Source organism: Kitasatospora sp. NPDC058218, assembly GCF_042882445.1.
Classification (GTDB): Bacteria; Actinomycetota; Actinomycetes; order Streptomycetales; family Streptomycetaceae; genus Kitasatospora.
On the sequence record NZ_JBHVWC010000001.1, the window covers coordinates 67496 to 90243 of the forward strand.

Below are 22748 nucleotides of genomic sequence, written 5' to 3' on the forward strand. Positions count from 1 at the left end.
GGGGCTCGCGATGTGACGCGGCGTCATGTCAGAGGCGGCCGTGGTCGAGGCCCGGGTGGGCGGGGACGGAGAACGTCGTGGCACAGCGGACGGGCGGGCCGATCGCCGTGGGCCTGAGGCTGGTGGCCCGGCTCGATGTCGACCTGCGCCGGCGCGCCGGATCGCTCTGTCGCTGACGCTGCCGACCGGCCGGGGCGTCCTCCCCGGGGCGATCCGGCCTTCGCCCGTCCCGCTTTCCTTCGCCTTTCCGTCAGCCTTCCCCTGCCTTCCCCCCGACTTGCCCGCCGAGGAGACCGTATGGCCACCGACCTGTCCCCGTCCGACGCCGAACAGATCCGCCAACTGCTCGCCCGCTTCTCGCACGCCTTCGACAACGCCGACACCAAGGCTCTGGGCGAGGTCTTCGCCACCGATGGGGTGCTGGAACTCGCCCGTACCGGTGCGGTGTTCAGCGGCCTGGAGAAGATCCGGGTGTTCAGCCGCGACCTCGGCACCCGGTCGCCCGACCAGCACACCCTGGACAGCGTGCTGACCGCCGAACCGGACGGCACCGTCCGGGGCCGCAGCCGGTACCTGGCGATCCAGTCGGACGGCACCGTCCACAACGGGGACTACTTCGACGTCTACGTCCGCACCGAGGACGGCTGGCGGATAGCCCGCCGCCGCTCCGTCCCGCGCTACCCGCTGCGCGCCGGCGAGGCGTAGGGGGCGGGGGCGGGCTCCAGTTGCCGGGCTCGCCCGGCCCCCGGACCTCCGGGGAGGCGCGGACACGCACTCCGGTGCGCGAGCGGGGGCGACAGTGCCCGGGCGTGTTCCTCGGTACCCCTGCCGAACGGCAGGGGTACCGGGCCCTGACAGGTGTTCAGAACCTGCCGAACAGCACATGTGCCGCCCTGTGGTCAGGCGGGAAGCTGGATCCGTCAGCAGGAAGCAGCCCCGGCCACGGCCGGCAGGCGCGCCAGACGAGGGAGTTCGGCATGTCCGTCATCATCAACACCGCCCGGGCGAGGGCGACCACCGGGGCGATCGCCGTCGCCGCGCTTCTTGTGGCCGTGGGCGGTTGCGCGTCCTCCTCGCCGGTCGCCGGCGCCGGGGCGGTGTCACCGGCGGCGGGCACGGCCGGCCGCTCGGCCTCCCCCTCGCCGGGGGCGGTGGCACCGGCGGCGGTGGCGGGGGTGGGCGGGTCGGCGCGGATCACCTACGCCTACTCTCCCGACGACGACATACGCTTCACCTTCGAGGTCGAGGCGGCGCCGTTCAGCCGTCCTTTGCCGGGGGCTCCGCAGGGGCTGCCCTCCGATGCGCGCGGCACGGTGCGGATCTCGCACCACGTCGCGGCGGTGGACCGTACGGTGACGTCCGAGGCCGCCGTGGACTGCCTGGTGACCGGGGACCGAACGGCCTCGTTCAGCGCCATCGTCACCCGGGCCGACCCGGAGGTCGCCGACACCATCGGCAAACGCCAGGGCTTCAGCGTCCTGGACGGCGGCTCACCTGACCACCCCGACCGCGTCGGGTTCTCCTGGGGCGTGGCGAACCTGGACACCGACGCCACCGGCCAAGCCGTCGAGGGTCGGGTCGGCACCTGCATGGCACCCGCCCCCTTCGCCCCGGTCGCTACAGGGGACTTCACCGTGCGGCCCGCCGAGCTGCCCCCGCTCCCCGCCGCCCCGAGCACCCCGGCCGGCCCGTGAGCAGGGCCCGATCCCCGGGGCAGCGCACGCACTCGGCGGCGAGCTCGTCGCCGGACATCGCGCCGCGCGGGCGGAACGACGCGGTGCGGACAAGGAAGTAGTCGTTGACCACGCCGTCGTAGCCAGTCGCATGTCCAGGCGCGACGACCTGCTGGTGCCAGACACGCGGCGGGTCCGTATCGACCGCCAGCCCCACCTCCTCGTTGAGCTCTCGGCGGAGCGCACGAGGGACGTCTCGCCGCACTCGACGCCTCCACCAGGGGCTGCCCGGACGACAGTGCCGACCGGATGTGGGAGGGCGAAGCGACACAGCAGGATGCGGTCATCCTCGTCGAGCGCGACCGCACGGCCTGAGCGACGCGGGTTCACCGAGGGCATCCGCGCATGCTATCCACCGGTGACCACCACGGTCCCTCGGAACGGGGAAACTCGGTTGCCGCGGGCCGCCGTCTCGATCATGATCTCCCGCATGGACTTTTGATGACTGCCACGTAGTACGTACCTGTCGCGCGATCGACCTCGGAGCCTGACTTCCCGGCCCCGGGGCGATGGGTCGCGCCCCTCGTGAGCATCCGTCAGAGAGCGGGAGTCGCCGAGTGAGTTCGGCATGCCCTCCTGCTGAGTCCTGAAAGCACCCAACACACATGAATACCGACCGCAAGGCCCTGTGGGCCGTGCGTCAGTCCGCCCTGCCCACCGTCGTCCGGTCCTGCCCGGACTGCCCCGGCATGCGGCACCGCGCCTCGGGGAAGATCCGCGTCAACGCGAACGGCAAGCTGCTCGACGTCTGGCTGCTGCTGAGCTGCGCGACGTGCGACCGGACCTCGAAGGTGCCCGTCCACGAGCGCGCCCACGTCTCGACGCTGGAGCCGGCCCGGCTGGTGGCGTACGAGATCAACGACCCGGCAGCGGTACGGGAGGTGGTGATGAGCGCGTCGCTCGCGGCGAAGAACCGGTACAAGCTCGACTGGACCGGGACGTGGGAGCTGGAGGCCCGCATGCCGCTGTACGCGCTCGACGACCCGAACCCGCTCTCGGTGCAGGTGCGCTTCGAGCTGCCCGCGCCGGTCCGGGTGGAGCGGCTGCTGCAGCTCGGTCTCGGTCTGAGCCGGGCCGAGGTGCGCCGTCTGGTCGCGGACGGGCGGATCCGTCTGCCGTTCGCGCCGGACGCCAAGGCGCACCAGGACTTCGAAGTCACCATCCACGGACCCGGTTCCGTCGATGCGGCCAAGCACGCGAAGTCCCTCGATGCGCCCGACGCCGAACGCGCCGACCTGGCTCGGATCGGGCTGCCGCCCGCGCCCGGCCGGGAGCTCCCACGCCGGGCCACGGCGGCTGGGACGTGTCCGGTCGATCGTGCGCGGAGCCCGATGACGAGGGCGGCTGCGGTGACGGTTCCGAGGTAGACGTATCCGCGTTAGTCGTATCGGGTTGCGACTGCTCTGGCGTGCTTGAGCTTGTCGATGGCCCGTTCGACGGTGTTCCGGTTCCTGTACCGCTCCAGGTCGAGTTCCGGTGGCCGCCCGCCTCGCGATCCCTTGCGCAGGCGGGCGGCCTGGTTCCTAGTCGGCCGTGCAGCCCCAGTAGCCGACCTCTGCCGGTTCGCCGTCGTGGTACAGGACGGTGCAGTGGCCGATGCCGCGGCCGGGGAAGGGGAGGGCCGCGGTCCCGAGTGCCGCTTCCCAGCGGGCGCGCGTCGGTCGTCCGTCGGGTGCCCAGCGGCGAAGTTCGTGATCGGTCAGCGGCCGCACCATGGCGAAGTCGTCGTCGGCCCCGGCGTCGAGGAGTGCGTAGAAGTCGAGCACGGTGGCGGTGCCGCCGGTGAGGATGAACTCCCGCCAGTCGGCGTCCCCCCACAGATCGCTGATGTCCCGGCCGGGGAAACCGTGGTCGTCCTTCGCCAGCTCCAGTTCCTGGGCCCGTCTCAATGCCGCCGCCAAGTCCGGCCGGTACGGCCCCGTCCCCGCCCACTCGTGGCCACCCATGCCCAGGGCCTCCCCGTATCTCTCGCCCACTCGACTCTCGCCGCAGGTTAACGGGGGCCACCGACAGGTGATGATGACGGGACGAGGCCCGCGGCGAGGTCCTGCGGGAGGGTGCCCTGGCTGTTCATCGGCTGTCCATGCGGTGGTCCAGACCAGTGGGGCGGGATCGTCGATAGCATCCGCAGGTGACCAGGTTGACCAGGGTGACCACCGAGGATGACCGGCCCGCGCCCCGACGGCCCACCGTTGCCCGCCTGTCGGGGTTGCTGCTCTGCGCGGCGCTGCTGGGCTCGGACGGCTGGCTGGTCGGCCGGGGTGCGGCGAGGATGATCGCGGTCGGGAGCTGCGGCGACGGCTTCGAGCGGGCCTGCGAGTCGGCCGATCTCTGGGCGGGCCTGTCCGTCCCCCTCGGCGTCATCCTCGGCATGGTCCTCCTGGTGGGCACCGCCTTCGTGCTGGCCGCCGACGGCTCCGCCTCGGCCTCCTCCGACCTCCCGATCGGTGCGGGCACCCTGCTCGGTCTGCTCTGCCTGCTGGCCGGCATCGCCCTCGGTGCCGACGGCGCGAGCGGGTGGCTGCTCGGGCCGGCCGTCCTGGTCGCACTGCTCGCCGCCTGGTCGGCGCGTGCGGAGGCCCGTCGCCGCCGTCGGATCCTCGCCGGGGAGCGGGCGCGGGCCGAGCGGGCGGAGCGCCTCGACCGGTACGGGGTGACGGCGCACGGCACCGTCCTGGACCTTCGCGGCACCGGCGTCGTCCTCAACGACTGCCCCGAACTGGTCGTCACCGTCCGCTACGTCACGGCCGACGGCCCGGAGCACACCGAGTCGCTCACCGAGACCTTCCCCGTCCACGAGCTTCCGCGCCGCGGTGACCGGCTCGCCCTGCGCTACGACCCCCGGCACCCGGACCGTCCCGAGCTGTGCTCCCGGGCCGCGGCGCCGGACGGCACCCCGGGCTGAGCCCCGAGGGCCGCGCGAGGAGATCACTGCGCCGAAGCCCGTGCGCCGAGGTCAGCTTGCCGAGGTCAGTGCGAGAACTCGATCGACAGGTACGGGCTCAGCGCCCGCAGGAAGTCCGCCGCGTCGAACATCGCGCCGGCCGAGGCGACCCCCGTGGTCCGCGTCCGCCCGGTCAGGATGCGGTCGACGGCCTCCACCGCCAGGGGCGCGGTGATCGCGTAGATGTCCTGGCCCCGGGCCGTGGCACGGCGCTCGACACCACCCGCGGCGAGCAGGACGTCGACCAGGAACGTCTGGTCGGACCGGCCCAGGTCGTCGACCGGCTCGGGCGCCGGCGTGTTCTCCCCGGCCAGGTCCCCCGCGGCCTCGACGGTCATGTAGGTGCGGACCTCGGGCACGGCCAGGTGGCTGGGAAGGGTCACGACGTCGGCCATCGTGAACTCCCCGATCACCGTGCGCCGGCCCAGCGGCGCGGGGAAGGGCCACTCCTGCTCCCACGGCTTGTCGTCGTGGTACTGCAGCGAGCCGTCCGCGAACCTCACCCGGCGGCCCGCGCGGCGGTCGTGCGACACCTGCCCGGCCTCCCGGGTACCCGGGGTGGGGTGCCAGCTGTCCAGCCCGTAGGCGACGTGTGCGATGTCCGCGGACGTCCACTCGCCCATCACCGCGGTCGCCAACAGGTCGCCCAGGCCACCGTAGAAGGCCATCGCCGGGACCACCGGGACGCCGGCCTCGCGGGCGGCGTCCGCGTGGTCGGCGAACATCGCGACGTTGGCCTCGATCTCCGCGGCGACGTCGACGTAGGGGATCCCGGCGCGCAGGGCGGCCTCGACGACCGGGCCGCCGGTCACCGCGAACGGTCCGGCGGCGTTCACGACGGCCGCCGCGCCGGCGAGGGCGCGGTCCAGCGACGCCGGGTCGTCCACGGTGGCCGGCCGGGGCTCCACACCGGGCCACTCGGCCGCCAGCGCCTCCAGCTGGGCCGCGTTGCGCCCGGAGACGATCGTGGTGAAGCCGCGCCTTTGCAACTCGGCGACGATGAAGCGACCGGTGTGCCCCGTTGCCCCGTAAACCACCACTGCAGCCGTCGTGCTCATCGTTGCTTCCCCGTTCTCGTCGTCCTGTTGATGACCAGTCTGGCCGGGGACGGGACCGGACCGTGATGGTCCGGAACGACAACACCCGTACACTTTCGGACATGCCCACTGTCGCCCTTCCGACCGCCGGACACCTGCTGCACTTCGAACTGGCGGTGGCCTACGAGATCTTCGGCAATCCCCCGCGCGAGGCCACGGACGGCTGGTACGACGTGCTGCTCTGCGGGCCGGGGCCGGTGCGGGTCGGCCCGTTCACCGTCGAGCCCGACCACGGGCTGGAGCGCCTGGTGGACGCCGACACGGTGATCGTGCCCGCGTGCGCTGACATCGACGATCCGCTGCCGGCGGAGCTGGTCGAAGCCGTGCGCGCGGCCCACCGGGCGGGTGCCCGGGTCGCCTCGCTCTGCACCGGGGCGTTCGTGCTCGGTGCGGCGGGCCTGCTGGACGGCCGGCGGGCCACCACCCACTGGGCCCACACCGAGGAGTTGAGGGCGCGCCACCCGTTGGCCGAGGTCGACCCGGACGTGCTCTACACGGACAACGGCAGCGTGCTGACCTCCGCGGGCAAGGCCGCGGCCGTGGACCTCTGCCTGCATCTGATCCACCTCGACCACGGCGCCGGCATCGCCAACTCCGTGGCCCGTCGCCTCGTCATGTCGCCCCACCGGCCGGGCGGTCAGGCCCAGTTCGTGGCGACGCCGGTGCAGGCGACGGGCGACCACGTGCTGTCCAACGTGCTCGCCTGGGCCCAGCAGCGACTGGACCGGCCGCTGACGGTGACCGACCTCGCGCGGAAGGCGAACACCAGCCCCCGCCATCTCGGACGGCAGTTCCGCTCGGTGCTCGGGCAGACGCCGCTCCAGTGGCTGCTGAACCAGCGGGTGCGCCGGGCCCAGGAGTTGCTGGAAGCCACCGACGAGAGCATCGAGGCGGTGGCCCTCGCCACCGGCATGGGGACCGCCACGACGCTGCGGCGCCAGTTCAAGCGGATCGTCGGAGTCCCGCCCAACAGCTACCGGCACTCGTTCCGCAGCGCGAACCCCGGCTGACCGGTCCGGATGTGACGCAACGCCCGTCCTTTCGACGGAGGTTCGGGGACCTCGGGGGCGGGGGTGGGGTTACTGGTGGGCTCATGACAGGCCGTTCCGGTCAATCGGTGGCTGATACCGGCGAGCGGGGCGCCCTTCGTGCCGGAATCGGGTGTCACATGCCAGAGGCACTGCCATGATGCAGCGAGAACGATGTGACATTGCACATTGCTCTCGCCGAGCGCTGAGGGCAATGACCGAGGGAGGAACCCCGTGAAGAGTCTCACCGCCGTACTGGCCACCGCCGCGACCCTGGCCACGCTCGCCACCGCCCAGCAGGCCGTCGCCGCGCCCGTCGCCGGCCCGGTGGGTGCCACCGTGACCTGTGGGAGCCCGGGCGCGCCCGGCTTCCTGCTGACGAGGGCCTGCGTCGAGGTGACCGGCAACCAGGTGTACTTCTACGGCCAGGCCACTCCCACCAACCCGGCCTGGCAGCCGCAGCAGGTCGGGTTCAGGGTCTCCGGCACCGTCGTCGGCAGCGCGCCGATCGCCCCCGTCACCCCGACCACCCTCGTGACGGCGGGCGGGACGCGCGTCGGCGGCATCACCGCCACCGCGCCGTGCGGTTCGACGGTGATCGCCAACTTCTCGGTGGACCAGTGGGGCTGGCCCACCTCGGACGCGACCGTCTCCGCGGTCGTGGCCTGCTGACCGAAGCCGGCAGCAGTACCGGGCAGGCCGGTGCGGGCGGGGGCGGCGGCCTCCACCCGCACCGGCCGTTCCGCAACGGCCGCGACCCGCGACCCCGTGACCCGTGCCCCGCCGATCGGCCCGGCCCTCCCCGGTTCGGCCCGGCGGCTACTCCGGCGTCCACCGGCCGAGCAGCTTGCGGACCTCCGTGCGCAGGCGGAACCAGCCGCCGGCTCCCGCGACGGCGCCGGCGACGAGGGCGGCGAGGGTGTGGCCGATGAGCGCGAACAGCGGGTGGTCGGCGATCTCGCCGGTGCGCGGGCTCATCCACATCGACAGGCGGTGGCCGTCGGAGTCGCGCCGGTCAGTGCTCCCGCGAGGGCGAATGCGCGCCAGTGGAGCGAACGGTCCTCTTCCATCGGATCCCCCTCGCACTCCCGCCGGGCGCACCCCCGCCCATGCTGCCCCGGACCGGCGCCGCGGGGCCACCCGCCGGAACGAGAACCGGCGCCGAGTCCTGACCGGTGGGCGACGAGCGGGCCCGCACCGGGCGGTCCGGCTCGCCGGTCCGATGCCGTGTTCGCGGCCGCTCAGTCGAGACAGAACTCGTTGCCCTCGACGTCCTGCATCAACTGGCAGGACTCGTTCTCGCCGTCGGCGAGCAGCAGTTGCCCGCGCACCGCGCCGAGCGCGACAAGTCGTGCGCACTCGGCTTCGAGCACGGCCAGGCGCTCTTCCCCCACGAGCCCGGTGCCGACCCGCACGTCGAGGTGCACCCGGTTCTTGACGACCTTGCCTTCGGGTACCCGCTGGAAGAACAGTCGCGGCTCCGTACCCGTGGGATTGATGGCGGCGAACGCCGGTCCCTGATGCCCGGGCGGCTGTGCGCGATCGAACTCGTCCCAGCCGGCGTACCCCTCCGGGGCCGGCGGTGCGATGTATCCCAACACCGCGCGCCAGAAACGGGCGACGCGCTCGGGGTTCGCGCAGTCGAAGGTGATCTGGACCTGCTTGATCGACGCCATCGGTCCATCGTAGAGGTGGGTCCTCCGTCGCCTCCAGGGGCCCCGCCCCTGGTCGGGGCGTGGCGCGATGCGGCCGACTCCCGGCGATGGGTGGGGTCTTGAGCGGTGGGACGACGATCCCGAAGGCCCCCGCCGCAGGAGGTTCCGGCGGACGTCGGGACCGTCGGGCGGACGCGACGCGTCCGCCCCGGCGGCAGGCCGGGGCGGACGCGGGTGGTGCGGGTGGTGCGGGGGTGGTCCGGCCGGTCAGAGCGCGGCGTCGGGGATCCACGAGCCGTGGATCATGGCCGGGACCCGGCGGGGCAGGTGGACGGTGGCGATCGGCGGGGCGGCGAGGTCGGAGGCGTCCAGGACGAGCAGCTCGGAGGTCTCGGTGTTGAGGTCGCCGACGATGGTGAGCAGATAGCCGGCGTCCTCCTCGGTGGCCCCCTCGGCCGGGACGAACACGGCCTCGCTGGGGAGTCGGCCGGTCCCGAACGGCCGGAGCGTCCGGGCGCCGGTGGCACGGTCGTACTTGACGAGGGTGTGGTTGCCGATGCCGAGGTCGTCGGGGAACGAGAGCGCGTACTGGTAGCGGTGCTCGCGGCCGAGGTACTCCTCGTTGATGGTCGGGAACTCGACGGTGAGGTCGTCGGTCTGCTCCTCGCGGACGGTGTCGGTGGTCAGGTCGACGGTCCAGCGCCGCGAGCGGGAGCCGGAGTTGGGCTCGGCGCCGCGGTCGGGGGTGCCGACCCACCAGTTCCAGGAGCGCTGCCAGCCCTCCCGGCCGACGGCCGGGCCCTCGATGACGACGCGGCCCCGGGCGTCCTCGTAGGCGTTGGCGAGGTGCATGGTGTAACCCTGGCCGATCTCGTACCAGCGGACCCGGGCCGCGCCGCCGGCACCGCGCGGCATGACGCCGATGCGGGAGGCCTGGGCGTCGTGCCAGCGGTAGGGGATGCCGGAGTGCTCGGCGGGGTCGAAGGTGACCGAGCCCTCCAGGAAGACGACGTGGTGCTCGGTGACGGCGAAGTCGTGCTTGAGCGCGGCGCTCGCCCCGGGGACCTCCTGGCTCTCCAGGACGGTGCCGTCGGGGGAGGAGACGTGGTGGATCAGGTAGGGCGGGAACGGCGAGGAGGCGAAGAAGTGGAGTTCGCCGGTGACCGGGTCCTCCTTGGGGTGCGCGGTCATCGCGGAGGTGAGCTTGCCGCCGAAGTCGTAGGCGCCCACGGTCTCCAGGTCGGCCGTCAGCTCGAAGGGGAGGTTGGCCTCGCAGAGGGCGAGGAGGCGTCCGGCGTGTTCGATGACGTGGGTGCCGGCGGTGGAGGCGGTGAGGTCGGGGCCGTGCTCGGTCAGGTAGGGGGCGCCGTCGAGTGCGGGGGTGTGCACCCAGCGGTTGCGGTACCACTCGGCCCGGCCGTCGCGCAGGCGGATGCCGTGGACCATGCCGCTGCCCTTGAACCAGTGGGTGGGGGTGATCCCGGGCTTGGGGTTGTGGCTGTTGCGCAGGAGGCGGCCGGTCAGCTCGGGCGGCAGGTGGCCCTCGACGGTCAGGCCGGTGGCGGTGATCTCGTCGGCGACGGGGGCGTAGTGGCCGGTCAGGTAGGGCTTGGCGGTGGTCATGGCGGGTCCTCGTTCTCTTCGGTGGTGGTCGGCGGGTGTGTCGGCGATGACGCGCGGGAGCGGCTAGCCGCGCTCGGCCTCGGCCTTCAGGTGGCCCAGCCAGCTCTCCAGGGAGGCCCGCAGCGCCGCCGCCAGGTCGGCGGGCTGCGCCTCGACCGGTGCGCCGCTCCAGGACTCCTCCGTGTGGACGGTCACCACGCCCTCGGCCTCCCGGAAGGTCCAGACGTGGACGCCGTCGATGCCGGCGGCCGGGCCGCCCCAGACGATCCGGGCGCCGGGCACCAGTTCGCGGACGGTGGAGGTGATGTCGAGGCCGTGGGTCAGCCAGTGGAAGGAGGCGCCGGGGGCGAGCGGGCCGTCGAGCCGGGCCCGGTCGATGTCGGGGTTCCAGTCGGCCCAGGAGTCGATGGCGGTGTGCAGGGCCCAGACGACGGCGAGCGGGGCGTCGATCGTGGCGGTGAGGCGGACGACGACGGGGGCGCTCTCGTCGACGGTGGTGTGGGCGGTCATGGTGATCTCTCCTTGGGGTGGCGCGAGTTCGGGCGGTGTGACGTCGGGCGGCGCGAGTTCGGGCGGTGCGGGTTCGGGCGGTGGCGGTGGGTGTGGTGGCGCTGGCGGGTCAGCGCGTGGTCAGCGGGAGCGGGGCGGCGGGGGGCTGCTGGGTGGCCGCTGCGGGCGCCGCCCGGGCCGAGCGGCGTGCCAGGTAGGGGGTGAGCGCCGCGCCGGCGGCGAGCACGAGGGCCGAGACGAGGAAGGCCGTCCGGTAGCCCTCGGTGAGGGCCTGCGCCCTGGTGTGGTGGGCGGCGTGGGTGGCGGTGGCGGAGGCCGCGAGACTGCCGAGGAGGGCCAGCCCGATCGCGCCGCCGAGTTGGCGGGTGGTGTTCACCAGGCCGCCGGCCAGGCCCGAGTCGGCGGCCCGGACGCCGGTCACGGCGGCGCCGGTCAGTTGGACGAAGGCGACGCCGAGGCCGAGGCCGACGACCAGGGTGGGTCCGAGCAGATCGGCGTGGAAGCTGCCGTGGGCGGAGATCCGGGAGAGCCAGAGCAGTCCGCCGGCCTGGACGAGCAGGCCCGCGGCGAGCGTGGCGTTCGGCCCGATCCGGGCGGCGAGCCGTGGGGCGAGTGATGAGCCGGCCATGTTGGCCGCGGCGAGCGGCAGTTGGGAGAGTCCGGCGACGAGCGGCCCGGCGCCGAGCACCTGTTGCTGGTAGAGCGGCAGGAAGTAGAAGAGTCCGACCCAGACCGCACCGAGCAGGGCCATGACGAGGTTGGCGGGTGCGACCGGGCCCTCGGCGAGCAGGCGCGGTGGCAGCAGCGGGGCGGGGTGGCGCCGCTCCACCAGGGCGAACGCGGTGAGCAGGGCGGCGGCGGCCGCGAAGGAGACCAGGGCCGCCGGCTCGCCCCAGCCCGTCCGGCCGGCGGTGGTGAAGCCGTACACCAGGGCGACCAGGCCGAGCGTGGCGGTGGCCGTCCCGGCCAGGTCGATCCGGTGGCCCCCTCCGGCGGGCGCCGGCGAGCCGGGGAGCAGTGCCACCGCGCCGGCCAGCACCAGCGCCGCGCCGGCCGCCGAGGCGTGGAAGACCCAGGGCCACCCGAGGCGCTCGGTCAGTACCCCGCCCAGCAGGACACCGGCCGCGCCGCCCGCCCCGGAGACCGCGCCCCAGACCCCGAGCGCCTTTCCGCGCCCCGGCCCGGGCGGGAAGAGCTCCATGACCAGGGCGAGGGCCGCCGGGGCGACGGCCGCCGCGCCGACGCCCTGTGCGGCGCGGGCCGCGATCAGCAGCCAGGGCGTGGTGGCGAGCCCGGCCGTCAGGGCGGCGGCGGCGAAGAGCGCGAGGCCGGTGAGCAGGACGCGGCGGCGGCCGAGCAGGTCGGCGGCCCGGCCGCCCGGCAGGAGCAGTGCCCCGAAGGCCAGTCCGTAGGAGTTGACCACCCAGGACATGCCGCTGTCGGAGAGGCCGATGCCGTCCCGGACGGCCGGGAGGGCGACGTTGACGATCGAGGTGCTGAGGACGACGGCGAACTGTGCGCCGGCCAGGACCGCCAGGGCGGCGCCGGGCCCGGTGGGGGCCTGCGGCCCGAGTCGTTTCACCGGTACTCCTATGTGTGGTTGACCACTCACTTTGATGGCCGAAGGAACGGCGAGGCGTCGGCGCCGCGCAGGGTGCGGGCCGTTGCCCCGCCGGAGCGGGCCGCGGGTGGTGGATCGTCAGTGGTGGACCGTCGGCCGCGCGTTCGGCGCGTCCGGTGTCCTGCGCGCGCCCGGCGTGCGGGCGCCGCGCCGGGCTCAGTAGTGGGTGATCCCCGCCGTCAGGGTGCGCGTCCAGGGGGCGTCGACCTCGTCGGCGCCCATGGACACCAGCAGGTGGCAGAGCATGCCGGTGGCGAAGAACTCCTGGACCTGCCGCTCGTCGCCCCCGGAGGCGCCCCGCACGTACTCCACCAGTCGGGCGTAGCCGGCCCGGACGGCGTCGCGGATCGCGGGCTCGGAGACCGCCGCGGCCTGGGCGTGCAGTTGGACGAGCATCAGGTCGTTGTCGCTGATCAGCTTGGCGTAGGCGTCCCCCATCGCGGCGAGCACCGCCTCGGGAGCGCTGCTGCTCGCCGCCGCGGTGCCGTGCTCCAGGCTGGCCCGGACCCGGGTGAAGCAGTGCTCGACGACCGCGACGAACAGGGTCTCCTTGTTGGGGAAGAGGCGGTAGACGTAGGCCTGTGAGATGCCGGCGGCCTTGCCGACCTCGGTGGTGGTGGTGCCGAAGTACCCCCGCGAGGCGAAGGCTCCGATGGCGGTGCTCAGCACCGTCTCGCGGCGCTCGTCCGCCGTGGACAGTCGGCGGGGTCGTTCGTTCGTCATGTGAGTAGTCAATCACTCATTAATCTGCCCCGTCAATCCCCGTCCTTCGCGCCCCGGCCCGGCCCGCCTGGGCGGGCCGGGCCGGGGCGCTGCCGGTCCGCTGTTGCCCGGCGGGTGGGCCGGCGGATCAGCGCACGTACCACTTCTGGTTGGCGGTGCCGGCGCAGTCCCACAGCTGCAGCGGGGTGCCGGCCCCGGTGCCCAGGTCCTTGGCGTCCACGCACTTGTCGGCCTGCGGGTTGACGAGGTCCCCGGCGCCGGACAGGACGAACCGCTGGGCCGGGCCGTTGTTGCAGTTGGCCACCTGGATCGCCGTGCCGTTGGCCACGGACCCCCAGGCGACGTCCATGCAGAGGCCCTGGGCGCGGACCGTGCCGTCGGGGCGGAAGTCCCAGGTCTGCCAGGCGCCGCCGGTGCAGTCCTGGAGCTCCAGTCGGGCGCCGTCCGTGACGTTGCGGGCGATCGCCCCGATGCACCGCTCGGAGGCCCGCCCGGCGATCGGTCGGCCGACCGCCGGTGGTGCGGCCACGGGCGCGGGCGGTGCGGCCGGCGCGGGTGCCGCCGGCGCGGGTGCGGCCGGCGCGGGTGCGGCCGGGGCCGGCGTGGCGGGTGCCGGCTGGGCCGGCGGAGCGGACTTGGCGGCGGGTGGGGCCGGCGCGGGGGCGGCCGGGGCCGGGGCGGCGGGTGCCGGCTGGGCAGGCGGTGCGGCCGCCTCCTCCGGTGCCGGGGCCTGGACGGTGACGGTCGCGGCCGGTTCGGGAGCCGGCTCCGCCGGCGGGGGAGCGGTGGCCGCCTGGTCCACCGGGGCCGCGGCGGTGGTCTCGGGGCCGGTCGTGGCCGGACCGGAGGGCGCGGCCGCGGCGGCATCGGTGACCGGCGCGTGACCGGCGCTCACCGGCGCCCGGTGCGGGTCGTGGCCCGGCAGCTGAGCCGTGCCGAACGCGACGGCCCCCACCAGTGCGGCGGCCGCGGCGGTCGCGCCCCAGACCCGTGCGCCCGGCACCAGCCCCCGGGGTGGCGAGGGGGTGCGCCGCGCGAAGGTGTCGGCGAAGCGGTCGACGGGCTGCGGTCGCGTCGACAGGGGGTCGGACGGGGACACCGGGGGCCTCCAAGGAGTATGCGACGGCGGACGGAAGGCTCCCCCGTCAACGTCACGGCGATGTGAACGCCCCCCGCTCGGGAGGTGACGATTGGTCAACTCGGCGACCAACTTGTTTGGTTGGGCACAATTGCGTGAACTTCTGTTCACTCTGTGATGGGTTGGTGGCCGAGTGGCACCACTACCGTGACCACCGGTCGGGGCTGCGCAGCACGCGTGGGACAGGGGGCTCCGCCGCTGCCGCTCGCCGTGCGATCAGGGAAGAGAAGAGCAGTGTCATGGAGTACAGCGCCTCGACAGCCCACCGGCGGTCCGAGGGTGGGTCCGAACGCCGGTCCGCCGAACGCCGATCGGTGTCGCCGGCGCCGCCCGTCCCCGCCGGCACTGTCCCTGACGGTACTGCCCCTGCCGACACTGCCCCCGACGGCACCGTCCCCGACTTCCGGGCCGAACTCCTGCTGGCCGAACGCGAGAGCCTGCACCGGTTCGTCACGGGTCTGATCCGGCAGGACCCGTACCACGTGGAGGACGTCGTCCAGGAGACCCTGCTGCGCGCCTGGCAGGCGGCCGACGGTCTCGACTGGCACGACCGGCCGATCCGGCTCTGGCTGTTCCGGGTCGCCCGTCGCCTGGTCATCGACGACTGGCGCAAGGACCGCACCGTCCCGGTCGGCATCGCGGCCGAGGGATTCCCCGCCGCCGACGCGGTCGCCGACCAGACGGCGCAGGTGCTGGACCGTCAGGTGCTGGTCGAGTCACTGCGCTCCCTCGACCGGATCCATCAGGAGGCCGTCGCGCACGTCCACCTCCTAGGCCAGAGCGGGGTCGACGCGGCCCGCGCCCTGGGCATACCGGGCGGGACGCTGAAGTCCCGTACGCACTACGGGGTGCAGGCCCTTCGCCGGCACCTCGCCGACCGGGGCGTCCTCGCCCGGGGAGTCGCCTCGTGACCGCCGCACCCGTCGCACCCGCCGCACCCGTCGCATCCGCTTCAGCCCTCGCCCTCGCGGTGCCCCGGGGCGTGCCCGGACTGATCGGCCTGGGCGGGCTGCTGCTTCTGCTCGCCGTCCTCGCCCACCTCGCCGTCCGGCGCGGCGGCGGGTGGCGGGCGGCGCGGCGCAGGGCGCGCCGCGAGGTCGCCGCCACGGCCGCCGCGTTCGCCGCACCCGTCCGGGCACAACTGCGCTTCCGCCGCGACGTGCGGCTGATCCTGCGGCTGCTGGGCGGCCGGGCGGGCTGGGCCGACGCGGAGCGGGCGGTCCTGAACGCCGGGCTCGTCCCGGACGTCCGGCCGTACGCGGCGCTGCTCGGCCCGGCCCTGGTCGGCGTGCTGGTGGCCTGCGGGCCCGGCACACCGCCGCAGCCGCCGGAGCCCTGGACCGTGGACGACGCCGACCCGCGGCTCTGGTGGATCGCCCGGGAGGACGTGGCCGCGGCCGCGACCGGGGTGGGGCGGACCGCGCCGCTGCTGGCCGTCCTGGGCACCGACGGGCGGCACGCCGTCCTGCTCGACCTGGCCGACGGGCCCGCCGTCCTGGAGTTCGGCGGCGAGCGGGGCCTGGCCCGGGCGGTGCTCCAGGCCGTGGCGGCCCAGTTGGACACCCGGCTGCCGGTCGGTGCGGTCACCGTGGCGGACGGCGTCCACCCCCAGCACCAGGGCCCCGATCCGGCCGCCGCCCTGGTGACGGCCGAGCGGGCGGCCGCCGGCGGGCACCCGGCCTTCGCGGTCTGCGCCGCGGTCGTGGACGAGGTCCGTCCGGCGGCCGGGGTCCGCGTCCTGACCCTCGGCGGGGCCCGTGGCACCGCGAGACTGCTGACGGCCGACCGGGACGGGCTGCGGATCCGGGGCAGCGGGCTGCGGGTCGACGCCGTGGCGCTGGCCAGGGCGACCGCACGGATCCTGCCGAGCCTGCCGCCGCATCCCGCGTTCGACGCCGCTCCGGCGGACGACGCCGACCTGGTCGAGCCGGACCTGGTCGAGCAGGATCCGGTCGAGCCGGACCTGACCGAGCCCGCCCCGGGCGAGCCGGAGCGCCCGGTCGCGCCCGGGACGGCTGCGGCCGCCGCGTCTCCCGCGGTCGGGCCGGCGCCCCTTCCGGCGCCCGCGCCCGTGGTTCCCGCACCCGTGGTTCCTGCGCCCGCCGCCCCCGAGGTCGCCGTCCCCGAGCCCGTCGATCCCACGCCCACGCCCACGCCGCCGGGACCCGCGGCGCCCCCGGCGGCCGTGGAACCGGTCCCGTTCCGGGTCGGTCCGGTGGCCCCCGCCCCGGACCGGGACGGCCCGGTGCCGGCCGGACGGCAGCGGTTCGCCCGGCGCACGCCCGGCGCGGACGCGGACACGGCCGTGGACGGCGCCGCGGCCGCAGCCGCTCCGCAGGGCATCGAGGACCCGGTGGCCTCGGGTGTCCGGAGCCGACTGGGCCGCCTGAGCCCGGTGAGCGGCCCGGACGAGGGGGCGTTCGGCCCCGTCCGCGCACCGGCCGCCCGGCCCCCGGAGGCGCCGCCGGAGGAGGACGACCTCGCCGAGCCGGACCGCGCCCCGCGCGGCCCCGGGGTCTCCGCCGCCGTCGCGGACTGACCGGCCGGCCGGGGCGCCTCCCGGCCGGCCCACCTCCACCGACCCGCACCGCGCACCGCGCCCGCACCCCGGCCCGCGCCCGATCCCCGCCCCCGCCGCCGAGTCCCCGTCGAGCCCGACCCCCTGGAGAACACCCGGTGAAGCTCACCGTCACCCTCGTCGACGCCGCCGACCGCCGCCGCGACCACGTGCTGGACCTGGCACCGTACGCGACCGTCGGTGAGCTGGCCGCCGCGGTGGACCGCGACCCGTCCGGCGCGCAGACCCCCCGTCAGGAGGCCGGCCGGGCCGGCGGGGTGGAGGCGTTCCTGGCGGAGGAGGGCTCGGCCCCGCCGCGAGGGCTCCACCTGGGGTCCGCGCCGCTGGACCCGGAGGCCCTGGTCGCGGAGTCCGGGGTGGTCGAGGGCGCCGTCCTCGGGCTCGGCGCACCCGTCCGGGCCCCGGACCGGATCAGGGTCCCCCCGTCCGACGGCCCGTCCGACGGCCCGGCGCACCTGGAGCTGCACCTGGTCTCCGGCCCCGGCGCCGGGCAGACCTGGCGGCTGGGGCCCGGCAGTCACGAGATCGGCTCGGATCCGGCCTGTGCCGTCCGGCTGCGCGGCGCCGACGTCCCGGCCGGCGGCCTCTGGCTGACCGTCGGCCAGGACGGCTCCGCGACCTGGCACCGGACGGCCGGCGCCCCGGGCGAGGTCCGCAGCTGCACCCCGGGCCCGCCCCCGGCCCCCGGCACCGAACCCGCCTCCGCCGCACCCGCCCCGCGGCACGGGGTCGTCACCGCCTGGCCGCTCGGCGGTGACATCGCGGTCGGCGCGGCGCTGCTGCGCCTCGTCGAGCCCGTCGAACCGGACGCCGCCGTGGTGCCCTCCGCGGACGGCGTCGGCGTGGACTACAACCGCCCGCCGCGGATCGCCCCGCACCTGGACGCCGAGCGGCTCCGGCTGCCGCTGCCCCCCACCACACCCGCCCGGCGCCCGTTCCCGCTGCTGATGATGCTGGCGCCGGTGGTGCTCGGCATGGTGATGGTCGCGGTCTTCCATTCGTACTTCTACCTGGTGTTCATCCTGTTCAGCCCGGTGATGGCGCTTGCCAACTGGATCGGCGGCCGGCGCAGCAACCGCCGGCAGCACGAGCAGGACGAGGCCCGCTACCGGGCCCGCCGCCGGACGCTGGAGCGGGAGATCCGGGTGGCGGCCGACCGCGAGCGGGAGGTGCGCGGCCTGGCCGGGCCGGACCCGGCGACGGTCGGGCTCACCGCCGTCGGCCCCGGCAGCCGGCTCTGGGAGCGGCGCCGCCGCGACCCGGACCACCTGGTGCTGCGGCTCGGCACGGTGGACCAGCCGTCCGTGAAGGAGCTGGACGACCCCGCCCGCGACGAGAACCACCGGGCGGTGCGCTGGAACATCCCCGACGTGCCGATCGGGGTCGAGGTCGCCGAGCACGGCGTGGTCGGCGTGGCGGGCACGGAGGAGCCCGTCCAGGCGCTCGCGCGCTGGCTGGTGGCCCAGTCCGCCGTCCTGCACAGTCCGCGCGACCTGCGCGTGGTGGTCCTCTCCGACCAGGCCCGCGCGGACGGCTGGGCCTGGGTGCGCTGGCTGCCGCACCTGCGCCCGACGGCCCCGGGCGGCCCGCTGGTGTCCGTCGGCAACGACCCCGAGTCGACCGCGAACCGGATCTCCGAACTGGTGGCCCAGATCCAGGCCCGGCAGCGGGTGCTCGGTTCGTCGATGGGCAAGGCGATGTTCAACGAGCCGGACGTGCTGGTGATCGCGGACGGCGCCCGGCAGCTGCGCGAGGTGCCCGGGATGGTGCAGGTGCTCACCGACGGCCCCCGGGTGCGGGTGTTCAGCATCTGCCTGGACACCCAGGAGCGGCTGCTGCCGGAGGAGTGCAGCACCGTCGTCCTGGCCGCCGGCCACCGGCTCACCGTCCGCCGCACCGGCGCGCCGGACCTCACCGACGTCCGCGCGGACCTGGTCGACGCCGACTGGTGCGAGCAGGTCGCCCGGGCCCTGGCGCCGGTGCGGGACGTCAGCCCCGAGCACGACGCCGGCCTGCCGCAGCAGGTCAGGCTGCTGGACCTGCTGCGGCTCGAACCGCCGGACCCGGCCCAGCTGCTGGCCCGCTGGCGCCGGCGGCCCGCGTCCACCGCCTTCAAGCTCGGCACCGGCTACGACGGGCCGCTCACCCTGGACCTGGTCCGCGACGGCCCGCACGCGCTGGTCGCCGGCACCACCGGCTCCGGCAAGTCGGAGCTGCTCCAGTCCTTCGTGGCCTCGCTGGCGGCCGTCAACCGGCCGGACGAACTGACCTTCGTCCTGGTCGACTACAAGGGCGGCTCGGCGTTCCGCGAGTGCGCCGAACTCCCGCACACCCTGGGCATGGTGACCGACCTCGACGCCCACCTGGTGGAGCGCGCGCTGGCCTCGCTGGGCGCCGAACTGCGCCGCCGCGAGCGGCTGCTGGCGGACGTCGCGGCCAAGGACCACCCCGAGTACCGCTCCAAGCGGCTCGCCGATCCGGCGCTGCCGCCGCTGCCCCGACTGCTGCTGGTCATCGACGAGTTCGCCACCCTGGTCCGTGAGGTGCCGGACTTCGTCCCCGGGCTGATCGGGATCGCCCAGCGCGGCCGCTCGCTCGGCATCCACCTGGTGCTCGCCACCCAGCGGCCCTCCGGCGCGGTCACCAGCGACATCCGCGCCAACACCAATCTGCGGATCGCGCTGCGGGTCACCGACTCGACCGAGAGCCAGGACATCATCGACACCTCCGAGGCCGTGCACATCCCCGCCTCCGCCCCCGGGCGGGCGCTGGTGCGCCTCGGGCACCGCTCGACCGTGCCGTTCCAGGCCGCCTGGGCGGGCGCCGCCCGGCCCGGGACGGACACCCGGGGGCCCGCCGCGCCGCCGCGCCGCGCGGGCGGTGCGGTGCGCGCCGTCGAACTCTCCTGGACCGGACTCGGCCGCCCGGTCGCGCTGCCGGCGGCGGACGTCGACCCCGGCGCGCCCGCCGCCCCGGCCCCCACCGACCTGCAGGCCCTGGTGGACGCCCTGCGCGAGGCCGCGGCCGGGTTGGACGACTTCGTGCCGCAGCCCAGCCCCTGGCTGCCCGCCCTGGCGGAGGAGGTCCGGCTCGACGAACTGGTGGCGCTGCTGCCCGCGCACGAGGGCCGCGGCGTCCCGCCGATCCCCTACGCCCTGGAGGACGTGCCGCAGCTCCAGGAGCGCCGGGTCGCCACCGCCGACCTGGCCACCTTCGGGCACCTCTACGTGGTCGGCGCGCCCCGCTCCGGCCGGACGCAGGTGCTGCGCACCCTGGCCGGTTCGGCCGCCCGCACCGCCTCCTCGGCCGACGTGCACCTCTACGGCATCGACGCCGCCGGCGGGGGCCTGGCCGCGCTCACCGCGCTGCCGCACTGCGGGGCGGTCGTCTCGCGGCACGACCTGGAGCGGCTGGAGCGCCTGCTGCACCGGCTCACCCTCGAACTGACGAAGCGTCAGGAGCTCTGCAGCGAGCGGAACGCGGCCGGTCTGAACGAGCTGCGCGCCGTGCTGCCCGCGGCGGAGCGGCCCGCGCACATCCTGCTGCTGATCGACGGCTGGGACGCGCTGGCGGGTCTGCTCGACGACCACGACAACGGGCGGCTCGCGGACGTCGTCACCCGGCTGCTGCGCGAGGGCGCGGCGGTGGGGATCCACGTGGTCGCCAGCTCGGAGCGCTCCCTGCTCGGCGGCCGGCTGGCCGCGCACAACGACCACAAGCTGCTGCTGCGCCAGGGCGACCGCAACGACTACCAGCTGGTCGGCCTCTCGCCGAGCAAGGTGCCCGGCGCGGTGCCGGCCGGGCGCGGCTGGCACGTGCTGAGCGGCACCGAGACCCAGGTCGCGCTGCTCGCCCCCGGCGCGGGTGGCCAGGAGCAGGCCCGCGCGCTGGCCGCGATCGGTGTCGAGACCGCCCGCCGGGACGCCAAGGTGCCCGCCGCCCGGCGGCCGTTCCCGGTCGCCGCGCTGCCCCGGTCGGTCGACTTCGCCGAGGCCTACGAGACGGTCGGGGCCGAGCTGCGCCGCCCGATGTGGGGCCTGCTCGGGCTGGGCGGCGACGACGCGGGCCCGGTGGGGGTGGACTTCGCCGGCGCTTCGGCGGCGTTCGCGGTGCTCGGCCCGCCCGGCTCGGGCCGCAGCACGGTCCTCGCCTCGCTCGCGGTCTCCCTGCTGGCCGGCGGCACCTCGCTGGTGGTGCTGACCCCGCGGCACTCGCCGCTGCGGGCGCTGGCCCGGCACGCCCGGGCGCGGGTGCTCACCGAGCCGGACCCTTCGCCGCAGGACGTCCAGGCCGCCCTCGACGGGTTCGACGGTCCCCGGGTGGTGGTGGTCGACGACGCCGACCTGCTGGCGATGCCGGCCTGCGACCGGATCCTCAAGGACATCGCGGCGTTCGGTCGCGACCGGGGCCTCGGACTGCTCTACGCCGGACCGGCCGACGCCCTCCAGGTCGCGATGGGCAGCTGGGTGACGGCCGCCAAGCGGGCCCGCCGGGGGCTGCTGCTGGCGCCCAAGAGCCTGCAGGAGGGGGACATGATCGGCGTCCGGCTGCCGGTGCACCTCATCCGCACCACCCCGTCGGTCGGCCGGGGCTGGACCACCGGCCGGGCCGGGGAGCCGATGGCCGTGCAGGTGCCGCTGACGGTGCTGCGCGCCGAGGGCTGAGCACGCGGCGGGGGCCGAGCACGCGGGGGCCGGGACGGGCGTCCCGGCCCCCGCACGGTGCTGGCGTCACTTGCTCTCGCGCAGGCTGGCGGCCATGTCCTGGTCCATCTGGTGCATCTGGTCCTTGATCTGCCGGAACTGCTTGGCGAAGCCCTTGATGCCGTCCATCGCGGCCAGCAGGCTGGTGTTGAACTTGTCGTACGCCTCCTGCATGGCCGGGCTGGACTGCTGGAACACCATGCCGTCGCCGAGCAGGCCGTTCACGTCGTTCTTCAGGTCGTTCAGCATCGGCACGATGTTGTCGCTGGCCGAGTCCAGTCGGCCCGAGGTGGCCTCGATCTTCTCGAAGTCCAGGGAGATGTTGGGCATGGTCGTCCTCTCGAAGGGTGGTGGGTGACCGTGGCCGGGGGCCGGGTCAGTACATCGTCGGGGGGTCGTAGTCCGGTTCCGGCTCCGGCGGGCCGCCGCCGGTCTGCTGCCACTCCTGGCCCGGTCCGCCGCGGTGGTACTCGGTCTTCACGCCGTCGTTGTCGGTGACGGTCATGTCGCCGCTGCCGTCCTCCTGCAGGTGCGTCTCGGCGTGGTTCTTGGTGCCGTCCGCGTACACGGTGTCGGTGGTGAAGGAGCGGCCGTGGTCGGTGTAGCTGGTGGTCGAGGTGTAGGTCTGGCCGTCGTGGGTGACGGTCGTCTCCTCCTTGATCACGTTGTTGTCGCCGTCCAGCGTGAGGTGGGTGTGCACCGAGCCGTTGGCGGTGTCGATGGTCTGGTCGACGGGTGGCGCGCCGGGGTCGGTCGCCTTGCAGAAGTCCGGGACCGTCCCGTCCGGGCCGGGGGTGCACTGGTCGGCGTGGGCGTTGCGGTAGTCCCAGGCCGCCTTGTCGTTGCGCCAGGCGTCCAGGCCCATGTTGGTGCCCATCACCCCCAGCCCGTCGGCGACCTGCGCGTCCACGTCGAAGTAGCCGTCGGCGACCGCGCCGAAGACGTCGCCCAGCTGCTTGAGGTGGTCCACGGCCCGGTTCATCGGGTCCTTGGAGAGCCGGTAGAGGCTGCGGAAGCCGTTGGTGACGTTCGGGTCCCCGAACACGGCCTGGGCGTCGCCGAGCTTGCCCGAGCCGTACTGGGAGAAGAGGCTGTCGTGCAGCGTCGGCGAGATCCGGTCCGCGAGGGCGTGCAGGTCCTTGCGGGCCTCGTGGAGGATCCCGTAGTCCATCGAGAAGTCGGGCAAGGGGTCCCTCCGGTCGGGTCGGCACACCGTGCTGCTGCGCCCGGACCACGTCCGAGCCCCGGTCCCGGTTCACCACGCCTCGCCGGCGCGGCCCGGGGTGCCGCGGTGAGCCGCCGTCGGGCCGCCGTCGGGCCGCCGTCGGGCCCGGTGAACCGCCGGGGCCGTCCGGCCGTGGTCAGGCGGGAGTGCTCCGCGCACGGCGGTGGGCG

At 75.0% G+C, this 22748-nt stretch carries 20 protein-coding genes; 9 read left to right on the forward strand and 11 right to left on the reverse strand.

Annotated features, from left to right (window positions below):
• The first annotated feature begins 297 nt into the window (after positions 1-297).
• The 3 genes from ACFVYI_RS00265 to ACFVYI_RS00275 all read left to right on the forward strand — a co-directional run bounded on the left by ACFVYI_RS00265 (position 298) and on the right by ACFVYI_RS00275 (position 3100).
• Positions 298-705 (forward strand): nuclear transport factor 2 family protein, encoded by a 408-nt coding sequence (locus ACFVYI_RS00265; RefSeq protein WP_387879675.1) that lies wholly within the window; start codon positions 298-300, stop codon positions 703-705.
• Between the two features lie 272 nt (positions 706-977).
• Positions 978-1694, forward strand: a complete 717-nt coding sequence (locus tag ACFVYI_RS00270) for a hypothetical protein (protein ID WP_387879677.1) — start codon at positions 978-980, stop codon at positions 1692-1694.
• Between the two features lie 644 nt (positions 1695-2338).
• Positions 2339-3100, forward strand: a complete 762-nt coding sequence (locus ACFVYI_RS00275; protein ID WP_387879679.1) for a DUF1062 domain-containing protein — start codon at positions 2339-2341, stop codon at positions 3098-3100.
• 156 nt (positions 3101-3256) lie between these two features.
• Here the strand turns inward: ACFVYI_RS00275 and ACFVYI_RS00280 are convergent, their stop codons facing one another.
• Complete coding sequence (locus ACFVYI_RS00280; RefSeq protein ID WP_387879680.1) at positions 3257-3679, reverse strand: hypothetical protein; 423 nt, start codon at positions 3677-3679, stop codon at positions 3257-3259.
• Positions 3680-3864: 185 nt separating this feature from the next.
• On the opposite strand from ACFVYI_RS00280, the gene ACFVYI_RS00285 reads away from it, so the two are divergent.
• Complete coding sequence (locus ACFVYI_RS00285) at positions 3865-4638, forward strand: hypothetical protein (protein ID WP_387879682.1); 774 nt, start codon at positions 3865-3867, stop codon at positions 4636-4638.
• A gap of 65 nt (positions 4639-4703) precedes the next feature.
• Here ACFVYI_RS00285 and ACFVYI_RS00290 read toward each other — a convergent pair whose 3' ends face one another.
• A complete protein-coding gene (locus tag ACFVYI_RS00290; RefSeq protein ID WP_387879685.1) occupies positions 4704-5735 on the reverse strand; it encodes a saccharopine dehydrogenase NADP-binding domain-containing protein in 1032 nt (343 codons plus the stop codon).
• Between the two features lie 101 nt (positions 5736-5836).
• On the opposite strand from ACFVYI_RS00290, the gene ACFVYI_RS00295 reads away from it, so the two are divergent.
• On the forward strand, positions 5837-6784 hold the full coding sequence (locus ACFVYI_RS00295; protein WP_387879687.1) for a helix-turn-helix domain-containing protein: 948 nt from the start codon (positions 5837-5839) through the stop codon (positions 6782-6784).
• A 252-nt stretch (positions 6785-7036) separates the two neighbouring features.
• Positions 7037-7474 (forward strand): hypothetical protein, encoded by a 438-nt coding sequence (locus tag ACFVYI_RS00300; protein ID WP_387879690.1) that lies wholly within the window; start codon positions 7037-7039, stop codon positions 7472-7474.
• Between the two features lie 147 nt (positions 7475-7621).
• Here the strand turns inward: ACFVYI_RS00300 and ACFVYI_RS00305 are convergent, their stop codons facing one another.
• From ACFVYI_RS00305 to ACFVYI_RS00335, 7 genes are all read right to left on the reverse strand, one after another.
• Complete coding sequence (locus ACFVYI_RS00305; protein WP_387879692.1) at positions 7622-7780, reverse strand: hypothetical protein; 159 nt, start codon at positions 7778-7780, stop codon at positions 7622-7624.
• A gap of 263 nt (positions 7781-8043) precedes the next feature.
• Positions 8044-8478, reverse strand: a complete 435-nt coding sequence (locus ACFVYI_RS00310) for a VOC family protein (RefSeq protein ID WP_387879695.1) — start codon at positions 8476-8478, stop codon at positions 8044-8046.
• Between the two features lie 246 nt (positions 8479-8724).
• Positions 8725-10080, reverse strand: coding sequence for a carotenoid oxygenase family protein (locus ACFVYI_RS00315; RefSeq protein ID WP_387879697.1), 1356 nt, complete (start codon positions 10078-10080; stop codon positions 8725-8727).
• A gap of 63 nt (positions 10081-10143) precedes the next feature.
• Positions 10144-10590, reverse strand: coding sequence for an SRPBCC family protein (locus tag ACFVYI_RS00320; protein ID WP_387879700.1), 447 nt, complete (start codon positions 10588-10590; stop codon positions 10144-10146).
• A gap of 109 nt (positions 10591-10699) precedes the next feature.
• On the reverse strand, positions 10700-12172 hold the full coding sequence (locus ACFVYI_RS00325) for an MFS transporter (protein WP_387879702.1): 1473 nt from the start codon (positions 12170-12172) through the stop codon (positions 10700-10702).
• A gap of 195 nt (positions 12173-12367) precedes the next feature.
• A complete protein-coding gene (locus ACFVYI_RS00330; RefSeq protein WP_387879705.1) occupies positions 12368-12934 on the reverse strand; it encodes a TetR/AcrR family transcriptional regulator in 567 nt (188 codons plus the stop codon).
• 127 nt (positions 12935-13061) lie between these two features.
• Entirely contained in the window at positions 13062-14033 is a 972-nt protein-coding gene (locus ACFVYI_RS00335; protein WP_387879707.1) for a ricin-type beta-trefoil lectin domain protein, read from the reverse strand.
• Positions 14034-14311: 278 nt separating this feature from the next.
• Between ACFVYI_RS00335 and ACFVYI_RS00340 the strand changes: the two genes are divergently transcribed.
• The 3 genes from ACFVYI_RS00340 (at position 14312) to ACFVYI_RS00350 (ending at position 21314) form a co-directional block, all read left to right on the forward strand.
• Positions 14312-14983, forward strand: coding sequence for a sigma-70 family RNA polymerase sigma factor (locus ACFVYI_RS00340; protein ID WP_387879709.1), 672 nt, complete (start codon positions 14312-14314; stop codon positions 14981-14983).
• On the forward strand, positions 14980-16611 hold the full coding sequence (locus ACFVYI_RS00345) for a hypothetical protein (protein WP_387879711.1): 1632 nt from the start codon (positions 14980-14982) through the stop codon (positions 16609-16611). The genes ACFVYI_RS00340 and ACFVYI_RS00345 overlap by 4 nt, the downstream gene beginning before the upstream one ends.
• A 137-nt stretch (positions 16612-16748) precedes the next feature.
• Entirely contained in the window at positions 16749-21314 is a 4566-nt protein-coding gene (locus ACFVYI_RS00350) for an FtsK/SpoIIIE domain-containing protein (protein WP_387879714.1), read from the forward strand.
• Between the two features lie 66 nt (positions 21315-21380).
• Here the strand turns inward: ACFVYI_RS00350 and ACFVYI_RS00355 are convergent, their stop codons facing one another.
• Both ACFVYI_RS00355 and ACFVYI_RS00360 read right to left on the reverse strand, forming a co-directional pair.
• The gene (locus tag ACFVYI_RS00355; protein WP_360634883.1) at positions 21381-21683 is read right to left on the reverse strand and encodes a WXG100 family type VII secretion target; all 303 of its coding nucleotides are present in this window, start codon (positions 21681-21683) and stop codon (positions 21381-21383) included.
• Between the two features lie 46 nt (positions 21684-21729).
• Positions 21730-22539 carry a hypothetical protein gene (locus ACFVYI_RS00360; RefSeq protein WP_387879717.1) on the reverse strand — a complete coding sequence of 270 codons (810 nt, stop codon included), beginning with the start codon at positions 22537-22539 and terminating at the stop codon, positions 21730-21732.
• Positions 22540-22748 lie beyond the last annotated feature (209 nt).